General features: G+C 34.3%; 22 protein-coding genes and 1 pseudogene. 11 read left to right on the top strand and 12 right to left on the bottom strand.

The window, feature by feature from the left end:
* Nucleotides 1-253: 253 nt before the first annotated feature.
* A complete protein-coding gene (locus MKY70_RS01225) occupies nt 254-451 on the top strand; it encodes a hypothetical protein (protein WP_002115459.1) in 198 nt (65 codons plus the stop codon).
* 442 nt (nt 452-893) lie between these two features.
* Here the strand turns inward: MKY70_RS01225 and abc-f are convergent, their stop codons facing one another.
* Nucleotides 894-2,780 carry a ribosomal protection-like ABC-F family protein gene (gene abc-f, locus MKY70_RS01220; RefSeq protein ID WP_341022660.1) on the bottom strand — a complete coding sequence of 629 codons (1,887 nt, stop codon included), beginning with the start codon at nt 2,778-2,780 and terminating at the stop codon, nt 894-896.
* A gap of 124 nt (nt 2,781-2,904) precedes the next feature.
* Nucleotides 2,905-3,039: an RAxF-45 family protein gene (locus MKY70_RS01215; protein ID WP_002139888.1), complete on the bottom strand. Its 135-nt coding sequence runs from the start codon at nt 3,037-3,039 to the stop codon at nt 2,905-2,907.
* Nucleotides 3,040-3,459: 420 nt separating this feature from the next.
* On the opposite strand from MKY70_RS01215, the gene MKY70_RS01210 reads away from it, so the two are divergent.
* Nucleotides 3,460-3,588, top strand: a complete 129-nt coding sequence (locus MKY70_RS01210) for a hypothetical protein (protein ID WP_002029408.1) — start codon at nt 3,460-3,462, stop codon at nt 3,586-3,588.
* Between the two features lie 135 nt (nt 3,589-3,723).
* Entirely contained in the window at nt 3,724-4,518 is a 795-nt protein-coding gene (locus MKY70_RS01205) for a DUF4931 domain-containing protein (RefSeq protein ID WP_440582327.1), read from the top strand.
* A gap of 11 nt (nt 4,519-4,529) precedes the next feature.
* Here MKY70_RS01205 and MKY70_RS01200 read toward each other — a convergent pair whose 3' ends face one another.
* Entirely contained in the window at nt 4,530-5,063 is a 534-nt protein-coding gene (locus MKY70_RS01200) for a transglycosylase SLT domain-containing protein (protein WP_000713256.1), read from the bottom strand.
* 247 nt (nt 5,064-5,310) lie between these two features.
* Between MKY70_RS01200 and MKY70_RS01195 the strand changes: the two genes are divergently transcribed.
* A complete protein-coding gene (locus MKY70_RS01195) occupies nt 5,311-6,960 on the top strand; it encodes a DUF2334 domain-containing protein (protein ID WP_088034748.1) in 1,650 nt (549 codons plus the stop codon).
* 32 nt (nt 6,961-6,992) lie between these two features.
* Here the strand turns inward: MKY70_RS01195 and MKY70_RS01190 are convergent, their stop codons facing one another.
* From MKY70_RS01190 to MKY70_RS01170, 5 genes are all read right to left on the bottom strand, one after another.
* On the bottom strand, nt 6,993-7,763 hold the full coding sequence (locus MKY70_RS01190; RefSeq protein WP_088034746.1) for a TatD family hydrolase: 771 nt from the start codon (nt 7,761-7,763) through the stop codon (nt 6,993-6,995).
* A 746-nt stretch (nt 7,764-8,509) separates the two neighbouring features.
* A complete protein-coding gene (locus MKY70_RS01185; protein WP_088034744.1) occupies nt 8,510-8,866 on the bottom strand; it encodes a YxeA family protein in 357 nt (118 codons plus the stop codon).
* Nucleotides 8,867-9,115: 249 nt separating this feature from the next.
* Nucleotides 9,116-9,952 (bottom strand): YitT family protein, encoded by an 837-nt coding sequence (locus MKY70_RS01180; RefSeq protein WP_002009911.1) that lies wholly within the window; start codon nt 9,950-9,952, stop codon nt 9,116-9,118.
* Between the two features lie 117 nt (nt 9,953-10,069).
* Nucleotides 10,070-10,399, bottom strand: a complete 330-nt coding sequence (locus tag MKY70_RS01175; RefSeq protein ID WP_341022657.1) for a PH domain-containing protein — start codon at nt 10,397-10,399, stop codon at nt 10,070-10,072.
* A gap of 160 nt (nt 10,400-10,559) precedes the next feature.
* Entirely contained in the window at nt 10,560-11,537 is a 978-nt protein-coding gene (locus tag MKY70_RS01170) for a LacI family DNA-binding transcriptional regulator (RefSeq protein ID WP_002009913.1), read from the bottom strand.
* Between the two features lie 305 nt (nt 11,538-11,842).
* Between MKY70_RS01170 and MKY70_RS01165 the strand changes: the two genes are divergently transcribed.
* Entirely contained in the window at nt 11,843-11,935 is a 93-nt protein-coding gene (locus tag MKY70_RS01165) for a DUF3948 family protein (protein WP_012260201.1), read from the top strand.
* 71 nt (nt 11,936-12,006) lie between these two features.
* On the opposite strand, the gene MKY70_RS01160 is transcribed toward MKY70_RS01165, so the two are convergent.
* Nucleotides 12,007-12,612, bottom strand: a complete 606-nt coding sequence (locus MKY70_RS01160; protein ID WP_341022654.1) for a lysophospholipid acyltransferase family protein — start codon at nt 12,610-12,612, stop codon at nt 12,007-12,009.
* Nucleotides 12,613-12,948: 336 nt separating this feature from the next.
* On the opposite strand from MKY70_RS01160, the gene MKY70_RS01155 reads away from it, so the two are divergent.
* Nucleotides 12,949-13,044 (top strand): DUF3948 family protein, encoded by a 96-nt coding sequence (locus MKY70_RS01155; RefSeq protein ID WP_002124767.1) that lies wholly within the window; start codon nt 12,949-12,951, stop codon nt 13,042-13,044.
* Between the two features lie 69 nt (nt 13,045-13,113).
* Here MKY70_RS01155 and MKY70_RS01150 read toward each other — a convergent pair whose 3' ends face one another.
* The gene (locus MKY70_RS01150) at nt 13,114-13,254 is read right to left on the bottom strand and encodes a YrzO family protein (protein ID WP_002063481.1); all 141 of its coding nucleotides are present in this window, start codon (nt 13,252-13,254) and stop codon (nt 13,114-13,116) included.
* Nucleotides 13,255-13,275: 21 nt separating this feature from the next.
* Nucleotides 13,276-14,244 (bottom strand): DMT family transporter, encoded by a 969-nt coding sequence (locus MKY70_RS01145; protein ID WP_088034742.1) that lies wholly within the window; start codon nt 14,242-14,244, stop codon nt 13,276-13,278.
* A gap of 127 nt (nt 14,245-14,371) precedes the next feature.
* Here MKY70_RS01145 and MKY70_RS01140 point away from each other — a divergent pair, with 127 nt between their 5' ends.
* Together MKY70_RS01140 and MKY70_RS01135 are read left to right on the top strand one after the other, a co-directional pair.
* Nucleotides 14,372-15,238, top strand: coding sequence for a LysR family transcriptional regulator (locus tag MKY70_RS01140; RefSeq protein ID WP_002063480.1), 867 nt, complete (start codon nt 14,372-14,374; stop codon nt 15,236-15,238).
* Nucleotides 15,239-15,665: 427 nt separating this feature from the next.
* Nucleotides 15,666-15,746: pseudogene (locus MKY70_RS01135) on the top strand (DUF3948 family protein); the annotation flags it as partial.
* A gap of 65 nt (nt 15,747-15,811) precedes the next feature.
* Here MKY70_RS01135 and MKY70_RS01130 read toward each other — a convergent pair.
* Nucleotides 15,812-16,759, bottom strand: coding sequence for a substrate-binding domain-containing protein (locus MKY70_RS01130; RefSeq protein ID WP_002009921.1), 948 nt, complete (start codon nt 16,757-16,759; stop codon nt 15,812-15,814).
* A 131-nt stretch (nt 16,760-16,890) separates the two neighbouring features.
* On the opposite strand from MKY70_RS01130, the gene modA reads away from it, so the two are divergent.
* From modA to MKY70_RS01115, 3 genes are all read left to right on the top strand, one after another.
* A complete protein-coding gene (gene modA / locus MKY70_RS01125) occupies nt 16,891-17,688 on the top strand; it encodes a molybdate ABC transporter substrate-binding protein (RefSeq protein WP_341022648.1) in 798 nt (265 codons plus the stop codon).
* A 5-nt stretch (nt 17,689-17,693) separates the two neighbouring features.
* Nucleotides 17,694-18,368: a molybdate ABC transporter permease subunit gene (gene modB / locus MKY70_RS01120; protein ID WP_341022646.1), complete on the top strand. Its 675-nt coding sequence runs from the start codon at nt 17,694-17,696 to the stop codon at nt 18,366-18,368.
* A gap of 297 nt (nt 18,369-18,665) precedes the next feature.
* Nucleotides 18,666-19,517 carry a GRP family sugar transporter gene (locus MKY70_RS01115; protein WP_002140141.1) on the top strand — a complete coding sequence of 284 codons (852 nt, stop codon included), beginning with the start codon at nt 18,666-18,668 and terminating at the stop codon, nt 19,515-19,517.
* Nucleotides 19,518-19,652 lie beyond the last annotated feature (135 nt).

The raw sequence follows: 19,652 nt of genomic DNA, 5'->3' as shown, positions 1-19,652 counted from the left end.
CGGTTTTAATCGTAAAAAAATAGATGTTTTTGAGGGGTAACAATCTTATTCCGACCTTTCCGGTAGACTTTATGGTTATTAGCTTATATCTTTCAGTATATTTTGTCAATTATTTCTATATAAATATTTTGAGAGTTTTTTCAAAATTATTTATCAATCTTTAATTTAGGCAAACTTAGTAAAAAATTCATTCTATTATCTAATAGCCCAGCATAGAATAATAACAATTAACTACCAAGAAGGGGGCGAAAATATGGACAACCTATTCCAATATGTCCTGCACTATGTATTATTAACAATCATAATAGTCGGGGCGTTATTACTGTTCCCTTTCTTCCCAAAGTTCGTCCTCTTTTTAGCTTTTTTTATTATGCTCGGGATCGCTATTATAATTTCAACGAGGGAAGATACCACACAAAAAGAAAGCAGAGTTCAGCGCGTAAAGCTGTAACTCTGCTTTCTTTTTTACTTTCAACCATGAGTCTCTATCACGCATACTTATGTCTCGGGAAATAATTAGCCTACACTTCTGTAATTACTATTATTGAAAAAGATTTTGATAACATTTATTTTTCTCTTTACCAGTTCTTCAATTTCGATATGGAATTTTTGCTGGATGAAAATTGCGTAACATAAATTTATCAAAATTACTGTTTCACGTGAAACACATTTTTTATTTATCCCTTACGTAAAATATTATTATAAAGTTAAACTTTAATCAGTGGGGGTTTTGTTCATCCCCCACCGATTATTAACCCTCACCAATCGGGCGTTTACGGGCAGCAGGGCTCCCACCTAATTTTGAGGTGGGAGTCTTACTGCCCCGCAAATAGCGGGATAAAAAAGAAAGCTAATCCCTTCAGCAAAACTGAAAGGAATTAGCTTTCTACTTTTTACTCCACAATGTTCTCTAACTCATTATATAACTCCGCTCGTAAAAACTCTTTTTTCGTTTTTTCTTCATATAATTGTTCAAGCATTTCAACATCAACTACATTTTCCATTTTACATTCGAGTGCATATATATCTTCTTCTATATGCATTAACTCATTTTCAACTGCCTCTAAATCCCTAGACTTCTTCTTTTTTATAGGCATTACTTCTAACGCTTTATTCCCTTGCTGTTGCTGCTTCTGTTTTACTACTTGTTTCTCAATTCTTTCTTCCCACTTTTGACGAGCCCATGCATAGTTCCCTGCAAACTCAAATAATTTGTGCTCATCAATCCAATATGTCTTTTCAAACAATTTATTTAAGAAATAACGATCATGTGAAACAGCTAAAATCGTTCCATTATATTGTTCAAGGGCCTCCTCTAAAACTTCCCTTGATTCAATATCAAGATGATTCGTCGGTTCATCTAAAATAAGAAAGTTAACATCTTGATACATAAGTTGCGCGAGCCTTAACCTCATTTTTTCTCCACCGCTAAGTTGTGTTACTTTCTTAAAAACAGCTGGACCATAAAATAAGAAACGAGCTAATATATGTCTTGCTTCTCCCTCTGTTACAGCCACGCAATCTCTGAAAGCTTCCAATACATTGTTCTTCATATTCCCGTACGCATGTTGCGATAAATAACCGATTTTCACACTACTACCAATCCGAATTTCTCCAGCATCTTGCTGCATTTCTTTTAGTAATAGTTTTAATAACGTAGTCTTTCCTGTACCATTACGTCCAACGATAGCTGCGCGCTCCTGAAAACGAATATGCAAATTTACTTTCTCGAATAAAGATCGTTCATCAAATCCTTTACTCACTTCTTTCATTACAACAACATCTTTCCCGCTTCTCTCTTGCCCTTCAAACTGAAGTCCCATCTGTTTTCTATCCAAAATGGGTCTCTTTAGTTTCTCTATGCGCTCTAATGCACGTTCCATATTTCTGGCTCTCTTATGCAATCCTTCATTCGGCGGATTCGCTTGATTTGCCCATTCACGTAGACGCTTAATTGCTTCTTTCATTTTCTTTATTTTCTTTTGCTGTTCTTGATACGCTTGAAATTCTTGAAGCAGCCTTTCTTCCTTTTCCTCAACAAACTGTGAATAGTTCGTATGATATACGTGAATTTCTCCATCTTCTAAATCAAAAATTTTCGTTACAACTTCATCAAGGAAATAGCGATCATGCGAAATGACCATAACTGTTCCTGTATATTCTTTTAGAAATTGCTCTAACCACTCGACTGCAAATAAGTCCAAATGATTTGTTGGTTCATCTAACAAAAGTAGATCTGGTTTCTGCAATAGCATATACGCAAGACTTACTTTTGTTTGTTCTCCACCACTTAACTCCATAAATGATCGGGGAAATAGTTCCGTCACCTGTAGACCATTTGCTACCTTCATAATATTCGCTTCTATTTCATAGCCACCGAGAAACGCGTATCTTTCTTGAATTACTCCGTATCTCTCCATCAATTTTTGTAAAGCAGATGCTTCCTGTTCTTCCGCCATATTTTTTTCTAAAGCATGCATTTCTATCTCCAACTCTTTTTCCTTTTTAAAAGCGGAGCTTAATACATCATATACATTCATTTCATTATTAAATTTTGGAATTTGTGCTACAAGACCAATGCGCGTACCTTTCTTCACATGGATAGCTCCCGCATCCAAACCCTCAATTCCTGTTAAAAGCTGAAAGATAGTTGTCTTCCCACTACCGTTACGACCAACTAATCCAATACGTTCTCCATTCTTTATTTCAAGCGATATATTTTCAAATATGATGTTTCCACCAAAAGATTTCTTTACATTATTTACACTACAAATTGTCATTTTCCGTACTCCTTTCAATATAAAAAACCATGGGAAAGAAACATTCCCCATGGTTTTTGTCATAGAAAAAGGAAGCCAAATAGCTCCCTTTTCACACGTTTATCAAAAATGGGTGAAGAGACTTCTATCGTTCAATAGCTACTATGCAATTGTTAAAAAAGGGCATACGTATCCCGTTAACAACTACATCATGAAAAATCGCACGACAAATATAGATATAATCTAAAAATTTTGCGCGCGTAGCTAAAGAACATTTCATCTCATTCACTCCTTTCGTACGGAATTTAATACTTACTTCTTTATTATACTTCCCCGATTTATGTTTGAATAGTCATTTTTCTGAAAATAATGAAGATAGACTAAACATTTCAATAAGTGACATCAAATCTTACAAAACTGTTATGTTCACGTAATGGAAAGCGATAGTACGAAAAGATACCTCCCTATACAATAAAGATGTAAACAAGAGAGACAAAAACAAGGAGGAAACAATCATGATGAAAGAAATCGTAAAAGCAATCTTTGAGGTATTAGTGAACGGACAAGCAGTTGTAAAAGAACTAAACGAACTATAAAAGGGAGGAAAGAACTATGATGAACATGGTAAAAATGATCTTACATGCTTTAGTTGATGCGAAAGCAGTTAGCCAAGAATTAAACCAACAATAAAAAGGGGTATATGAATATGAAGAAAGCCATTATTGTAATCGCAAGTACAGCAATTGCCTTATACACAATAAAAAATAGAAAAAAGAAACAAAATGAAAATGCTCTATATTATCCATACACACTATTAAAGAAAAAATAAAAGACAAGGTACCCTATTGCAATGAGGATATCTTGTCTTTTATTTTTCCCTATTCCCTTTAAAGGATTTCCTTCTCCTTTTCCCGAATGTATTAAGCGGGATTTTTACATATATTTTAAAGGGGCATATATACAAATGGATACACAACAACTATATTTTTTAAACGATATCGGTAAACAAAAACCAGAAAGTATTCGGAACAGAAACACTGCATGTCCTTTTTGTGACAGAGAAAATTTAACGGATATTTTAGCAACTGAGGGCTCTATTATTTGGTTAAAAAATAAATTCCCTACATTAAAGGATACCTTTCAAACCGTGCTAATCGAAACAGATAATTGCGAAGACCATATCGCAACATATACAGAAGAACATATGAGAAAACTAATTCGCTTCTCTATTCTCCATTGGTTAAACTTACAGGAAAATGAAGAATTCACTTCTGTGATTTTATACAAAAATCATGGTCCATTTTCAGGCGGAAGTTTGCATCATGCACATATGCAAATTATCGGAATGAAACATGTAGACTATCTTGAAAATATTGAGGAAGCAAATTTCCAAGGGGTAATTGTTCAAAAAAATGAACGCATTGAACTCAACATTTCAGAGCGTCCTATTATCGGCTTTACTGAATTTAATATCATCATTGAAGATATTGCATTTATAGATGAAATGGCCAATTATATTCAGCAAACTGTACGTTACATACTGACAGATTTCCATAAAGGATGTAGTAGTTATAACTTATTCTTCTATCACTTAAACAGGAAAATCATTTGTAAAGTTGTTCCTAGGTTTGTCGTTTCACCGTTGTATGTAGGATATAAAATACCTCAAGTTTCTACAAAACTAGAAGATGTGAAAATACAACTAGCGCAGTATTTCATGAAAGAAAAGGATGAAATTATTCATAAAAAAACAGAGTAGGTATAGAAAACCTACTCTTTGATTACACCTTTATTTCGATAGTATACATCCTCTAATCCGATGTTATACTTCATATTGTTATCCGTCCACTCTGGTCCTAAATTCCCTGGCCATCCAGATGTATTCGCTATATATTTCAGTAATGCAAAATCAGTCAAACCTTTTTGCACCCCGCGCTTATAACCTTTCATTAAATGCGGCATTGCAATTTGCGCATTTGTACGTGGATCTTTCAGCTCTTCATCAGTTAAATGATCTGGCGCAAGCCCACCACCGCGGTGTAATTGAAACAATCCGAATGAAGTTCCGTTATCTCCAACACTTCTTGGATTTAACCTACTTTCATGTTCGGCAATTGTAAGAGGTATCCATTCCGGAAGGTTTACTTTCTTTGCTTCCTCTATAATGATTTGTTTCATCTGTTTTGCTTCTTCTGAATCAACATAGCTTGTCTCATTCATTAGCTTACCCATTCCTTCAGACTTTCCTTGGAAATATAAATACACTCCAAGAACAACTAAAAATCCTACAAAGAATTTCTTCACTACCTCTACCTCTTTCTCCGCTGAAATTTGTCCCCTTTCAGCCTTTCTTTTACAATTACCAACACTCTATCATTCTCTTACCTTTCAATCATAGCAAATTACTATACATATTATCATCATGCTTTAGACCGATTTTGCGAAAAAACATATGGTAAATACGTGCAAAAATGTAACTTACATGGACTATAACTTATTTCTTGTATATAATTGTAAATTGAATTCTACATATAGAATAGGAGCACACAAAATGAAAAAATGCCTAATACTCTTGTTCAGTATTTTACTACTCATACCTGTACACACATCCGCACAAACATCATCAAAACCAAAGGTACTTATTTTATATAGTACAGAAAATAATACAGTTACAAACAATGTACAAATCCTTAATACTCAGTTAGGGCACTTTACAAAAGATATAACAGTGAAAAGTTTAAAAGAGATAAATGAAATTACTAACTCATCTTCTTATACACATATCGTTTATATCGGAGAGAAAAAAGAAGATTTTTCTATTGCAGCAAAACAATTTCTAGAAAACTTCTCAGGTCCCATATTAGTTTTAGGACAAAATGTTGAACAATTATCTAACCGTTTTTCTTTCATTACCTCGAAAGAAACAGATATACGAATTCACACTATAGAATATCCGACTAACCAGTTAAAAAATGAATTACATGAAGAACGCTTAATGAAGAAAATTGAAACAACAGGAACAACTCTTGCTTACGCCTTGAGTGCCGATGGAAACCATCCGTTAATCGTTCAGCAAGGAACATCATATTATGTTGCAACTCCAAACCTTTTCGATTGGATGTCTCATTACGTCGGTGAAATGTTATTTTCTTATTTCGGACAAAAACCTGAAACAAATAAAACTTCAGCTTATTTACGTCTTGAAGACGTTCATCCAGCTGTAGATGTAAAGCAATTAAAAGAAATCGCTGAATTACTAAAAGAGAAAAAGCTCCCTTATATGATTACCGTTATCCCTGTTTACAAAGATCCAGACACAGGAAAAACAGTACATTTAAAGGATAACTCTGAATTAATCGATGTTTTACACTTTATGCAAGATAATGGTGGCTCTATCGTTATGCATGGTTACACACATCAGTTTTATGATAGTGAAACTGGCGAAGGTTTTGAATTTTGGGATGTAAAAACAGATCAACCAATTCGCCAACCAAACCATGAAAAATCAAAAACAAAAAAAGATTTTCAGTCTACAGAAGACTATAATAAATACGTAAAAAACGGGCAAGCCTTCGAAGAAAAATATATTAAAGATCATATTGAAAAAGGGATTACAGAGCTTGTAGAAGCTAAATTATATCCAGTTGCCTTTGAAGCTCCGCACTATACAATGTCTCAAAAAGGATATGAAATACTATCACAATATTTTTCAACTTATGTAGGACAAATACAACTAAACGATACAACTTGGAAATCAATGCACTCACCGGCTTATATAAGTACACCGTCATTTTTACATGGGATGAAATTAATTCCTGAAACTGTTGGCTTTATTGAAGAAGGGAAGCCACAAGCTATAGCAAAAATGAAAGAACGTGCTTTATCTATCACTAAACTATCTGATGGAATTATCGGTGCATTTTATCATCCTTACTTGGGCGTTGAACCATTAAAAGAAGTATTAAAAGAACTAGAAAGTATTCCAAACATAGAGTGGATTGATTTACAAAAAGACATGAATGAAGTAAAAATGAAAGATATTCATATTACTACTAATAAAGAAGGCATTCACGTTGAAAAACCAACAAGTGCGAATGACATAATTGATTATATAAAACAATATGGGTTCTTCCTTATAATTGGGTTCATTATAATTGTCTTTCTTTTATTATTAAGACGTGCGAAAAAATTAGAGTCATAAAAAAAACACCAAGCGAGATGCTTGGTGTTTTTTTATGACTCACTAACTTTATAAAATCGCACCGTATTCGCATATATTTGCTCAGTAACTTTCTCTACTGATATTTTTTTTATTATACTAATTTCTTGTAATACATCTTTTATCATATAAGGATGTGTCATCGTATCCTTCTGAAATTCCCACGGCCCATCTGTTTCTACCATCATATATTCAAGCGGATAATACGAAACTATTTTTCTAATTTTCTCCTTATGTAAAACATCCGGTGTGATAGAAATATAATAACCGTTCCTCATCATCCGTTTCATTGTCTCTTCACTTCCTTTAAACCAATGAAAGTGTGCACGCGAAACTTTATATTCTTCAAGTAAACCACATACAGTGTCAGTATCTTCATAAACCGCATGCAATATAATTGGCAAATCGTATTTACTAGCTAGTTCCACAAACTTTTTTAACACCGCTATGTATGGATCAATAGCAATATTTTCATCTTCTTTCCTTAAATAATATGGCAAGCCCACTTCACCAATCGCAACGATTTCCTCTACATGATCTTCAATTAATTTATAAATTTGCTCACATTCCTCTTTATAAATGGGCTGCTCCGGATGAAAACCTATTGCTGGATGTACAAAAGGATATCGCTTTGCTAAAGATAAAGTTTCTAGACATGATTGATAATTCATAGATACTGCAATAAGCCCTTGTATCTCTTTACTGCTTTCCACATCTGTAATTAATCTACTTTTCTCTTCATTCTCATATTGATCAACATGTATATGGCTATCAATCCATTTCATCTTTATGCCCCCATAAAAAAAAACAAGAAAGGGTCCCCCTTCTTGTTTTATCATCTATATTAGTTAACAATTAAATTTGTTATTATATCAAATAATCCAATACATACTATGGCAACAGTAAAGTAGCTACAAAAATCTTTAATTGGAAACTTCACTACTTCTTCTTTACGCATCCCCGTTTTCTCCCTTCTTAATATATCCCTAATTATTTTTTATCTATTTGTATCTATTATGCAAAAAATATGACAAAATTACTATCGAATTAACTTACGTAAACCTTACAATGTTGTAAGGTTTGAAAAAGAGCCTCATCTAAATAGAGATGAGGGCTATTAAAAATTAGTTGGTTTTTCATTCTTCATTAACATTACAAACAGAAAGTGATACAGTGAGACTTTCTAGTTACACTATATGAAATTTACTATATTTTAACCATCGAATTACATTACAGAAGGCTTACATGTTTGTAAGCTATGTGTAATGTAATTCGATAGTTTCCCTTACCTATATTTCGTACAATAAAGTTAGAAAGTAAGCCAAATAAGAAGAACACTCACATAACCAAATTACATTGCTAGTAGCCGACTCTTCTTATACCTTTCACTCATGCTACTACAATGTACCCCCTTCCCCTTTATATAATAAGAAAAGCCTTAGTCCATATGGACTAAGGCTTTTTCACGAACCTAAAATACCCCTACCTAGTATTTTTATTTTCGACAAAAAATAGGCGGGGGTATAATTCGCTATCTAATCGTTAAAAGTTTACTCTTCGCATTAATAGGAATATTTACAGCTTCAATTTCTTCAATTGCCTCGCCGTAGCGTCCTTTTGCGTACACCTTTAATGCTTCATCTCTCTTTAACATATGCTTAACAGTCTTCTTTATTTTTTGTTCTCTTCCACGTTCATCAAATGCAATAAATTCATATTCATACCATTCATCACCGACATGCTGACCAATCGCATCCACAATTGTATAGTATTCTTTCGTCGTATAAAGCGGATTATATTTATCAATAACTGGTCCAAGTTTCGTAGGTAGTAATACTACTACTATCACTACCATAGCTATTACAGTAGTAATTATTTTTTTCTTCATAATACTGATCTTCCTCCTCTGCAGGATACTTATACATCCATTCTAAAGAGCAGGAATTTAATCTACCATTCAATCCCATTACATTACCCTTACATTTTTGTAAGAATAAAGTGAAACTTTAATCAGTGGGGGTTTACGGGCAGTTGATCTCCCACCTAACTTCTTTGCTCCAGCTGAATTTTGAGGTGGGAGTTCTACTGCCCGTTAATGCGGGATAAAAAAAGATGAACGAATTTTCTCGTTCATCTTTTAGCTTGCTTTAAAGCCACCGCCAAGTACATCACGCACATCGTGAATGACAACGAAGGCATCTTCATCAACTCTACTAATAACTTGCTTTAACTTAACAAGCTCTTGTTTATTAATAACGATATATAAAACTTCTTTATTTTTACCAGTATATCCGCCGCGTCCTTCTAATACAGTGACACCGCGTGTCATGTTTTTCGTAATAGTTTCACGTATTAAATCCGGTTGATTTGAAATGATTGTAACAGCTGTTTTTGTATCCATACCTTCCACGATGAAATCAATTACTTTCGCTCCGACAAATACAGCTACAAGTGTATACATTGCCTTTTCTTGTCCTATTATAAATACAGAACCCGCAATTACAACGATATCAATAATAAGTACGCCTTTACCAACGCTCCAACCTAAATATTGATTTGCTAGTCGAGCTAAAATTGCCGATCCTCCTGATGTACCTCCAGCTTTGAACATACAGCCTAATCCGATACCTACAAATACACCAGCAAATAAAGCTGCTAGTAACGTATCACTATTTACTTGATATTCGATATGTTCTGTAACATATAAAAACAAAGAGGTTTCCACAATACCTATAATTGTGTAAACCATCGTTTTCTTATCAAAAAATTTATAACCTACAGCTAATAAAATTGCATTCAAACCAAAATTCACAATTCCTGGTGACCAATCAAATAAATAGTACGTAACAACCGTTAAACCAATAATTCCACCCTCTGATAAACGGTTTGGAATTGCAAAGTAATTAATACCAATTGCGAATAATAATGAACCAATTGTAATTAGTGTTATTTCCTTTATACGTTGATTAACCATAGTTCATACCTCCCCCCATTTGACATTGTATCACTATCTCCTAGAGGTTTAGAAGTTGTTTTTATTCCGCATTTTTCCTCACAAAGACCAAGATATTATGTTTAAACAAAGGGGTGATTAATTATTCATATTCGCTCTAACTGTACGGACAAAGCGCTCCACATTCCCACTCTGAATATACTTAGCTCTAATGGTTTCACGATTACAAGTACATTCGAAATATGGACGGAAATCTATGTCATCTATATGCAAATATGAATACTCTTCAAATATCGCAGGATAGTACGAAAATTTCCCGTAAAACAGAAGACGTCTAGTAGTGGCAACAAAAATCCCATGTTGATAACATAAAGTAAATTCATCCTTTTCAAATATCCCTACGACAAACGCTAAAATCTTTTCGTCATCCTCTACATATTTTTTCATACTTAATAAAAGTTCATTCATGCATATCCCTCCAAATTCTATTCATTGTTTTAACACTTGAAAAGAATCCATGGATTATTACAGACCGGTGTAACTCTTTTATAAAGTATGAAACGCGTTTCCTGTCAAAGACATTTCAAAAAATAATCCGTTATGTGATTATACACATAACGGATTAACACTAAACCGTAGAGCGTTCCACAAGTTTATACGGAATTTCCATCTTTTCTTGTTTAGAACTCTCATCACTTACTTGCCTATAAAACATTTCAAAAGCCGTCTTACCTATTCCCTTTAAATTTTGGTCAATGGTTGTCAGTTGTAAAACTTGAGAAATCGGTTGATTATCAAAACCAATAATCGCTAAATCCTCAGGAACTTCAATACCTAATTTTTCAACTTCTGTCATGATCCCAATAGCAACTTCATCTCCTGCCACTATTAATGCTTCAGGGGGATTCTCCATCTCCTTGAATTGATGTGCAACTCTTACACCATCTTCTAACGTAAAGCATTCTGTGAAAATCCGATCTTCCATCACTTCTTCATCTATTAATTGTAGCTGTTGTTTATAAGCATCAAAACGTTTCTTACTACTTGGCCCTAACTTTCTTCCCGTACAATATCCAATCTTCTTATAACCTTTTTCAATAAGGTAACTCATCCCTAATTGAAAGGCATTAAAATGATCTGTATATACACTCGATATGCTTTCAATATCATTATCCTCACAAGCAATAACCGCCCCATACGCTGCATAAGGCTCTATAGTTTCCCACTCATTGGCACGAGAACAAATGATAAGACCGTCTAGTTGCTTTGTTTTCAACATATGTAAACTTTTCATTTCTTCTTTTTTATTGTAGTTCGTTTGACAAAGAAGCACTCGATAGTTGTGAGCTAACGCAACTTCCATCATTCCACCCACCATCGCATCAAAAGACGGATGATTAATATAAGGTAAAATCACGCCAACAATATTCGTCTTCCCTTTTGATAAATGAACAGCATTTGCATTTTGCGAGTAATTCAATTTCTCAACTATTTCTAAAACAACTTTCCTTTTTTCTTCACTTACATATGGATGATCATTTAATACCCTCGAAACAGTCGTAACTGAAACCCCAGCCATCTTTGCAATATCTTTAATATTAGCCATACACTCACCTCTACTTTTAACTTAATGAATCACATGAACATATGTCAAATCTTCTCATCATGACACTTTCATTCGTTTTTCTTACAAAAGTGTAATTTTCCTGTAAGCTAATTCGATAGTGACTCTCCGCAACATTTCATATAATTAAGTCAGAAACAGGGCAACAACCATTTGAAAAGGAGCGGATCTATATGATGAACAAAATGAAAACGAACAATTTCTTAAATACAATGAGCTTCGTATTTTCCGCTCTTATCGATGCAAAAGCTGTTGCTTCTACATTAAACAAGTAAGGAGAATGCATTATGAACAACATCACTTTTAATAAATTAGATTTTTTAGGACTAGCTAGCGGCACGGTTCTTCTTACTGCTTTCATTTACGCTGCTACACTATAACTTCGTGTCCCCTTTCCCCTTTATATAAATAATAATAGAAAAGACGACCGTCTATGCACGATCGTCTTTTCTTATTTTTGATTTGGCTGCAAAACTTCCTTTAGTTCTTCAAACTTTGCATTTAATTCATCTGTCATCATTTTCATAGCCGTTTTTCGATCTATTTGTTCTTCAGCATCGATTTGAATTGGGTCTCCAAAAACTAATCGCGCTTTTTTTCCTTTTATCAATTCTTTTATACTTGATGGACCAACATAAGCTGCCGGTATTAACGGAACGTTAGAACGCATTGCAATCGTAACAGCCCCAGCTTTTAGTGAAACGTCTTCTGATGACCTCGTCCCACTCGGGAAAATCCCTACTACTTTTCCTTCTTTTAATAAACGTGATGGAATTTTTAATGTGCTTGGCCCTGGATTCGCACGGTCTACAGGGAATGCATTTACATTTTTAAAAAACCAATTTTTAAATTTCCCTTCAAACAATTCTTTTTTTGCCATGTAATGAATTTGGGTTGGGTACATTCCTGCCGCTAACATTAAAACATCCATAAAACTTGTATGTGTACACGCAACAACGTAAGGGCCATCTTCCGGTAAGTTCTCTCTCCCTTGTACTTCTACCTTCCCAGCCATTTTAAATATATATTTCAACGAAAATGTAATTGGTTTATACATTTGTTTCGTTCCTTTCTGAATATCCGAAGTATAATTATTTTCTTACAACGATTATAACACTAAGTTTTAGGAGTTGGTAATAAAAATAAGTATTTATTGTTAAATTTCAATTCTTACAAAAGTGTAATTTTCTTGTAAGCTAATTCGATAGTGGCTCCCTCCACTATCTTATACAATTAAGTCAGAAAGTAACAACAACCATTTGAAAAGGAGCGGATCTATATGATGAACAAAATGAAAACGAACAATTTCTTAAATACAATGTGCATGGTATTCTCCGCTCTTATCGATGCAAAAGCTGTTGCTTCTACATTAAACAAGTAAGGAGAATTTATAATGAATAACATGACTTTTAATAAATTAGATTTTTTAGGACTAGCTAGCGGCTCGATTCTTCTTACTGCTTTCATTTACGCTGCTACGCTTATATAACTTTGTGTCCCCTTTCCCCTTTATATAAATAATAATTAAAAAGACGACCGTCTATGCCCGGTCGTCTTTTTAATTTTTTCTTTCCTTCAAGTCTTTTAAAAGCTGTATCAGTTCAGCTTGTTGTTTTATATTTTTACGACCGTTTCGATTAATTGCTGCAAGCTCGCAGGCAACTCCAGCAGCAAAGAAAAACAATAAACTTTCTAACATATAAAATCCTCCAGTTGCCTATTAAACAGCTTGACGCAATTGCTTTTCTTGCAAAATTTGTTTATTTATATTTTCTTCTTTTCTCTGACAAACATTATTACGAATAAGCGCTGCAATAACAAATAATGTTCCTAATACATCAAATGTCGTTATTTTATATCCTTGCATCATCATAATAACTAAAGTAGTAATTGGCACAAAGTTAATAAATAAAATACCATTAATGGATGATAAGATTTTCACACCGTAGTTCCAAGCAAGTAGCGCTACAATACCTGGTAATGTCATCATAAATAACAAATCATACTTCACAATAGAAATCGTTTCCATACTTGGAACAGATACATATCCAAGCACTGTAATGACCACAGTTATAATCCCTGTGACAGTTGTACCCAATACACATGTCAAAGTAGAATAGCGTAATGTTGACCAATCGCTACACGTTTGACCACCCATCGTATAAATCACCCATCCTACAACACCAACAAATATAAATGCTAGCGAAAACATGTTATCTTTCAATGTTAAAAAGAAACTCATATCACCTTTCGTAATAACAAATATAGCCCCTACAAACGCGATAATCATGCTCGTTATCATATATTTCTTCGGCTTTATATTTTTATATCCCCATAAAATAAAAATTGAAATCATTGGCATAAGCGCCTCCATAATAGAAGCTACCATTACACCTGATTTTCCCATTAACATTTGTCCTAGAAAAATTAATACATTATATACGGTAAAAGCCATTGTTCCAAAAAAGACGAGTAACTTCCCTCTTCCTTCTAAGCGAAATGCCTTCTTTCCTTCTTTCATTAGCAATAATACAATCAATACAATTGCTACCGCCCCATAACGAATAAACGAAAAATAAAATGGATCTATGTATTCTAGAGCATGATCAGCAACCGGAAACATCGCTCCCCATGACATACTTGCAATTAAACATGCCAAAGCACCTATTATCATTTGACCTTTTCTCACCACAATCCCCCGCTTCTTTCTATTTGCACAAAGAGAATTGTAAAAGAAAAAATATATCACGTAAAATGATTCAAAATGATGTTAACCATCATTTATAATGATAGTTAACATCAAGGAGGAGCATAAAATGGAATTACGAGACTTACAAATCTTCCAGAGCGTTGCCGACCGCGGTAGTGTAAGCGGCGCAGCAAAGGAATTAAATTATGTACAATCAAATGTAACCGCACGTATTAAACAATTAGAAAACGAGCTGAAAACACCTCTCTTTTACCGTCATAAGCGAGGCATGACTTTAACAGCTGAAGGAAGAAAAATGCTCGTTTACGTTCATAAAATTTTGCAAGATGTTGAAGAGCTAAAACAAGTGTTTTTAGATAGCGAAACACCATCTGGCATATTAAAAATTGGTACAGTCGAAACAGTCAGTACATTACCTACCATCTTGTCTTCTTACTATAAAAGCTATCCAAATGTCGATTTATCATTACAAGCCGGTCTAACGGAAGAACTTATTAGAGAAGTACTTGATCATCAATTAGATGGCGCCTTTATATCAGGTCCTATTAAACATCCACTAATTGAACAATACGATGTTAGTACTGAGAAATTAATGCTTGTTACACAAAATAAAGCTTTTCATATAGAAGAATTTACTACGACGCCCCTACTCGTTTTTAATCAAGGATGTGGATACCGTTCCAAGCTTGAACGATGGCTTAAAGATGAAGGTTTGCTACCAAAAAGAATTATGGAATTTAACATATTAGAAACTATATTAAATAGCGTAGCGCTCGGTCTTGGGATTACACTCGTCCCCCAGTCTGCGGTGCAGCACCTTTCTACAGCAGGTAAAGTCCACTGCCATCCAATTCCGGAGAAATACGGCAGTATTTCAACTGTTTTCATACGCCGTAAAGATAGTTACATGACCAATTCGATGCGCAGCTTTTTAAAAACAATTAAAGAGCACCATCATATCAATATGCTTTAAAAGACATTCTTACATGAATGTCTTTTTTTCTTACAAAAGTGTAATCCTCCCGTAAGCTAATTCGATAGTTGCAGGCGGCCATATTTCATATAATTAAGACAGAAAGCAGGGCAACAACAATTCGAAAAGGAGCGGATACGCATGATGAACAAAATGAAATCAAACAAATTTTTCAATACAATGGGCATGGTGCTATCCGCACTTGTCGATGCTAAAGCAGTTGCAACTACATTAAACAAATAAGGAGAGATTATGATGAACAACATTACCTTCAAAAAATCAGACTTTATCCCGCATTAACGGGCAGTAAGACTCCCACTTCAAAATTCAGCGAAATCAAAGAAGTTAGGTTTGGGATCAACTGCCCGTAAAAGCCCGATTGGTGAGGGCTAATAATCAGCGAGGGATACCCCGCCCTCACTGATTAAAGTTTCACTTTATCGGACTTGCAAGTGGAGCTACTCTTCTTACTGCATTCATTTATGCACTTGCTCAAAGTCTTATTTAACACTTTGTTTCCCCCAATCCCTTTATATATAGAAAAGGCTGCTCGTCTTATAGACAAGCAGCCTTTTAGTTTGTTTCATATATAATTTGGCCTGTTTTGCTTATATCATATCCACCAATTGCTTTTAATTCATTGTGAAACTCTTCAGATTGCAAAACCTCTTTTATAACCTCAATAAGTTCCTCATTTTCTTTATTCTTCAGAAGTACTAAATCATACTGTTCTTTCATTATTGGAATAAAGTCTACGTTCACAATTTGGGAAAACTTTTCTGATCCTACCCCAACATCAGCTTTTCCATTCGCGACTTGCGAGGCAACGCCAAGGTGATTCGATTCTTCCCATTCATACCCGTTAATATCTTCTTTACTTAATTTTTGAATTCGCAATTGCTCATCCACTAGCACCCTAATACCAGAACCTTTTTCTCGATTTACAAATCGTATAGATGACTGAGCTAAATCAGCCCATGTTTTTATATTTTGTGGGTTCCCTTTTTGCACATAAAACCCAACATTTCTTGCTAATAAATTCATCATAATATATGGTTGTCCAACCAAAATACGTTTTACGTAAGGAACATTATATGTACCCGTTTCACCATCAAATAAGTGTAAACTAACGACGCTTCCTTCTCCTTGGTACATCTTCACTAAACTCGTTAAACTACCTTGATACGCTCTCAATATATTAGAATTTGGCAATCGATTTTCTATATGCTTTGCCAACATATCTAACGTTAGTTCTTGACCACTAATGATGCGTGTATTCGAACTACTAATTTCGTCTTTCTTTACAGGAGTAAATTGTACCTTCCCTGTTTTCATTTGCTTTATATATTGTTCTAAATCAGCTGCATCAATGCGCATTTGTCTACCAACCCTATAAGAAGGAAGTTCTCCTTTTTTAATTAGGTCGTATACAGTTAATTTTGATACTTTTAATTGCTTTGCTACTTCTTCCGTTGTGTAGGAATGATGATCCATAGACGATTCCTCACTTTCTTCCTTCATTGTAACAAAGAAAAGAATATTTCTCCTAGTTTTTAAAAACAACTATATCGTTCAAATTATATTCAATTATAACTAGTTATAATTAGTTATAATTAGTTATAATTAATTTAGTAAACGAAGGGAGATTTTTTATGAACAAATTTACTTTACGATCCATTGGGGTACTTATACTTTCTTTTCTTCTTATATTCAGTGTAGCTTGTTCAAGTGAAGAAAAGTCAGCTGCTAAAGAGGGAGAATCAGTGGAGCTGACTATATCAGCTGCTGCAAGTTTACAAGATGCATTAAAAGAAATTGAAAAGCAATATAAAGAGAAAGAACCAACTATTCAACTTTCTTTTAACTTCGGTGCTTCTGGTGCACTTCAACAACAAATTGAGCAAGGTGCACCTGCTGATTTATTCTTCTCTGCAGCAGAGGATAAATTCCAAACTCTTGTTAAAAAAGGATTTATTAATGAAAAAGAAGGGAAAAACCTTCTTGGAAATGAACTAGTTCTAGTCGTTCCAAAAGATAGTGCTCTTACAAAACTTCAAGATTTAAAGGATGAGAAAATCAAGAAAATCGCACTTGGTACACCCGAATCTGTACCTGCAGGAAAATATGCAAAAGCTTCTCTCACATATGAAAATCTTTGGAATGACGTTCAAAATAAAATCGTATTTACAAAAGATGTTCGCCAAGTGTTAACATATGTAGAAACAGGTAATGTTGATGCTGGTATTGTATATAAAACAGACGCTCTCGTTTCAGACAAGGTAAAAATTGTAGAAGCGGTAGCAGCTAATTCTCATGAGCCAATCCACTATCCTTTAGGTGTTATAAAGGAATCTAAGCATAAGAAAGAGGCGACTTCATTCTATGAGTATTTACAATCAAAAGATTCACAATCTATCTTTAAGAAATATGGATTTACAATCCTGCCATAATCGCTATGAGCTTTGATGCAATTTTGTCACCTGTCTTTCTATCCTTGCGAGTAGCTGCGTGCGCCACAATAATCGTTACGATCTTAGGAACGATTATTGGACGAGCATTAGTGCGCTCCTCGTGGCGATATAAAGTACTACTAGAAACTATTTTCTTATTACCAATGGTGCTTCCACCAACTGTTATCGGCTTTTTTCTAATTATCATTTTTGGAAATAACAGTCCCATTGGAAAGTGGATTGAATCATTATTTCAGCAGTCCATTATGTTTACATCTACTGCTGCTATCATTGCTTCTACAGTCGTTGCATTTCCGCTCATGTACCAATCAGCAAAAACAGGATTTTCTATCGCAAATGTACAAATTGAAGATGGCGCGCGCGATCTTGGTGCAAGTGAATATCAAGTTTTTCTACATGTTACACTCCCGCTTGCATTCCCCGCACTACTTAGCGGTATGATTTTAAGCTTTGTTCGCGCACTCGGTGAATTTGGTGCAACTTTAATGTTTGCAGGAAATATACCTGGCAAAACTCAGACGATTCCAACGGCGATTTATATGGCTATTGATGCGAGTAATATGCAACTAGCTTGGACGCTTGTAATCATAACGATTAGTATGTCCCTTCTATTCTTACTATGCATTCAACTCATTAATAGAAGAATTACTACTTCTTAAAGCAACTTTCGACAAAAGTTGCTTTTTATTTCCCAGAAAATAAAATGATTTGATTAATAACTGAATTTTTTCTCTTATTTAAATATACATTTTATTTGAATTCACTTTCTAAAATAGGTAATTTCCTGTTATTATATGAAAGTGTTTCAAAAAATGAAGAAATGAAAACGCATTTATATCGTAAATTCTTCATCCTGTTTTAGCGATCGGTAATCTTCTACTCTATTAGTGGGGCATTACCGATCGTTAGAACGATATGTAATTATATTGGTATAGAAAACCGAAGGGAGTCTTGTAATGGACATTTTATTAGCGCTTCTTCCTGCAATCGCATGGGGAAACATCTTATTAGTAAGCGTAAAAATGGGCGGTGGTGCATATAGCCAAACGGTAGGTATGACAATCGGTGCTCTATTCTTCGCAACAACTATGTATGTATTTACTCAACCAACTTTAACAATGACAGTCTTGATTGTTGGCTTTATTTCAGGTTTATTCTGGGCTTTAGGACAAGTAAACCAATTAAAAACAGTTGAAAAACTAGGTGTTTCAACTACTGTAACTATTTCTACTGGTATGCAACTTGTTGCAACTTCTATCTTTGGAGTTATCGCTTTTCGTGAGTGGACTACTACTACAACGATTGTTCTGGGAACGATTGCAATCCTATTAATCGTAATTGGTGTAGTATTCACATCACTAGATGATAAAGAAAATGCACAGCCACCAGGACAATTGAAAAAGGGACTTCTTACTTTAATTGTTTCTACTTTCGGCTATCTTGTATATGTAATTATTATTCGTTGGTATAATATCGATGGTTGGTCTGCTATTTTACCACAGGCAGTTGGTATGTTCGTTGGTGCGGTTGTACTGACGTCTAAACATAAACCATTTAACAAATATGCAATTCGTAATGCTGTATCTGGTTTACTATGGGGAACAGGAAACTTATTCTTACTTCTTTCATTACCACGTGTCGGAGTAGCGACAAGCTTCCCATTATCTCAAACTGGAATCGTTATCTCAACATTCGGTGCGATTGTCTTCTTAGGTGAAAAGAAAACAAAACGTCAATTGATCTTTATTGCACTAGGTAGTGTTTTAATTATCGGCGGCGCTGTATTACTTGGTATGACAAAAGCATAAACTTATAATCTATTAACAACCCCCTGAAGCATATGTGCTTCAGGGGGTTTCTGATTACAATTATTTTCTAAATATAATTATTTATACGATCTTGTTTTTTATAATTCCTCTTCCATTCTAGCAAGCCATCGATAC

The organism is Bacillus sp. FSL R9-9492 (assembly GCF_038007365.1).
GTDB lineage: Bacteria > Bacillota > Bacilli > Bacillales > Bacillaceae_G > Bacillus_A > Bacillus_A mycoides.
The sequence above is the reverse complement of the archived record's forward strand: the minus strand, read 5'-3'. Positions and strand labels throughout refer to the sequence as shown.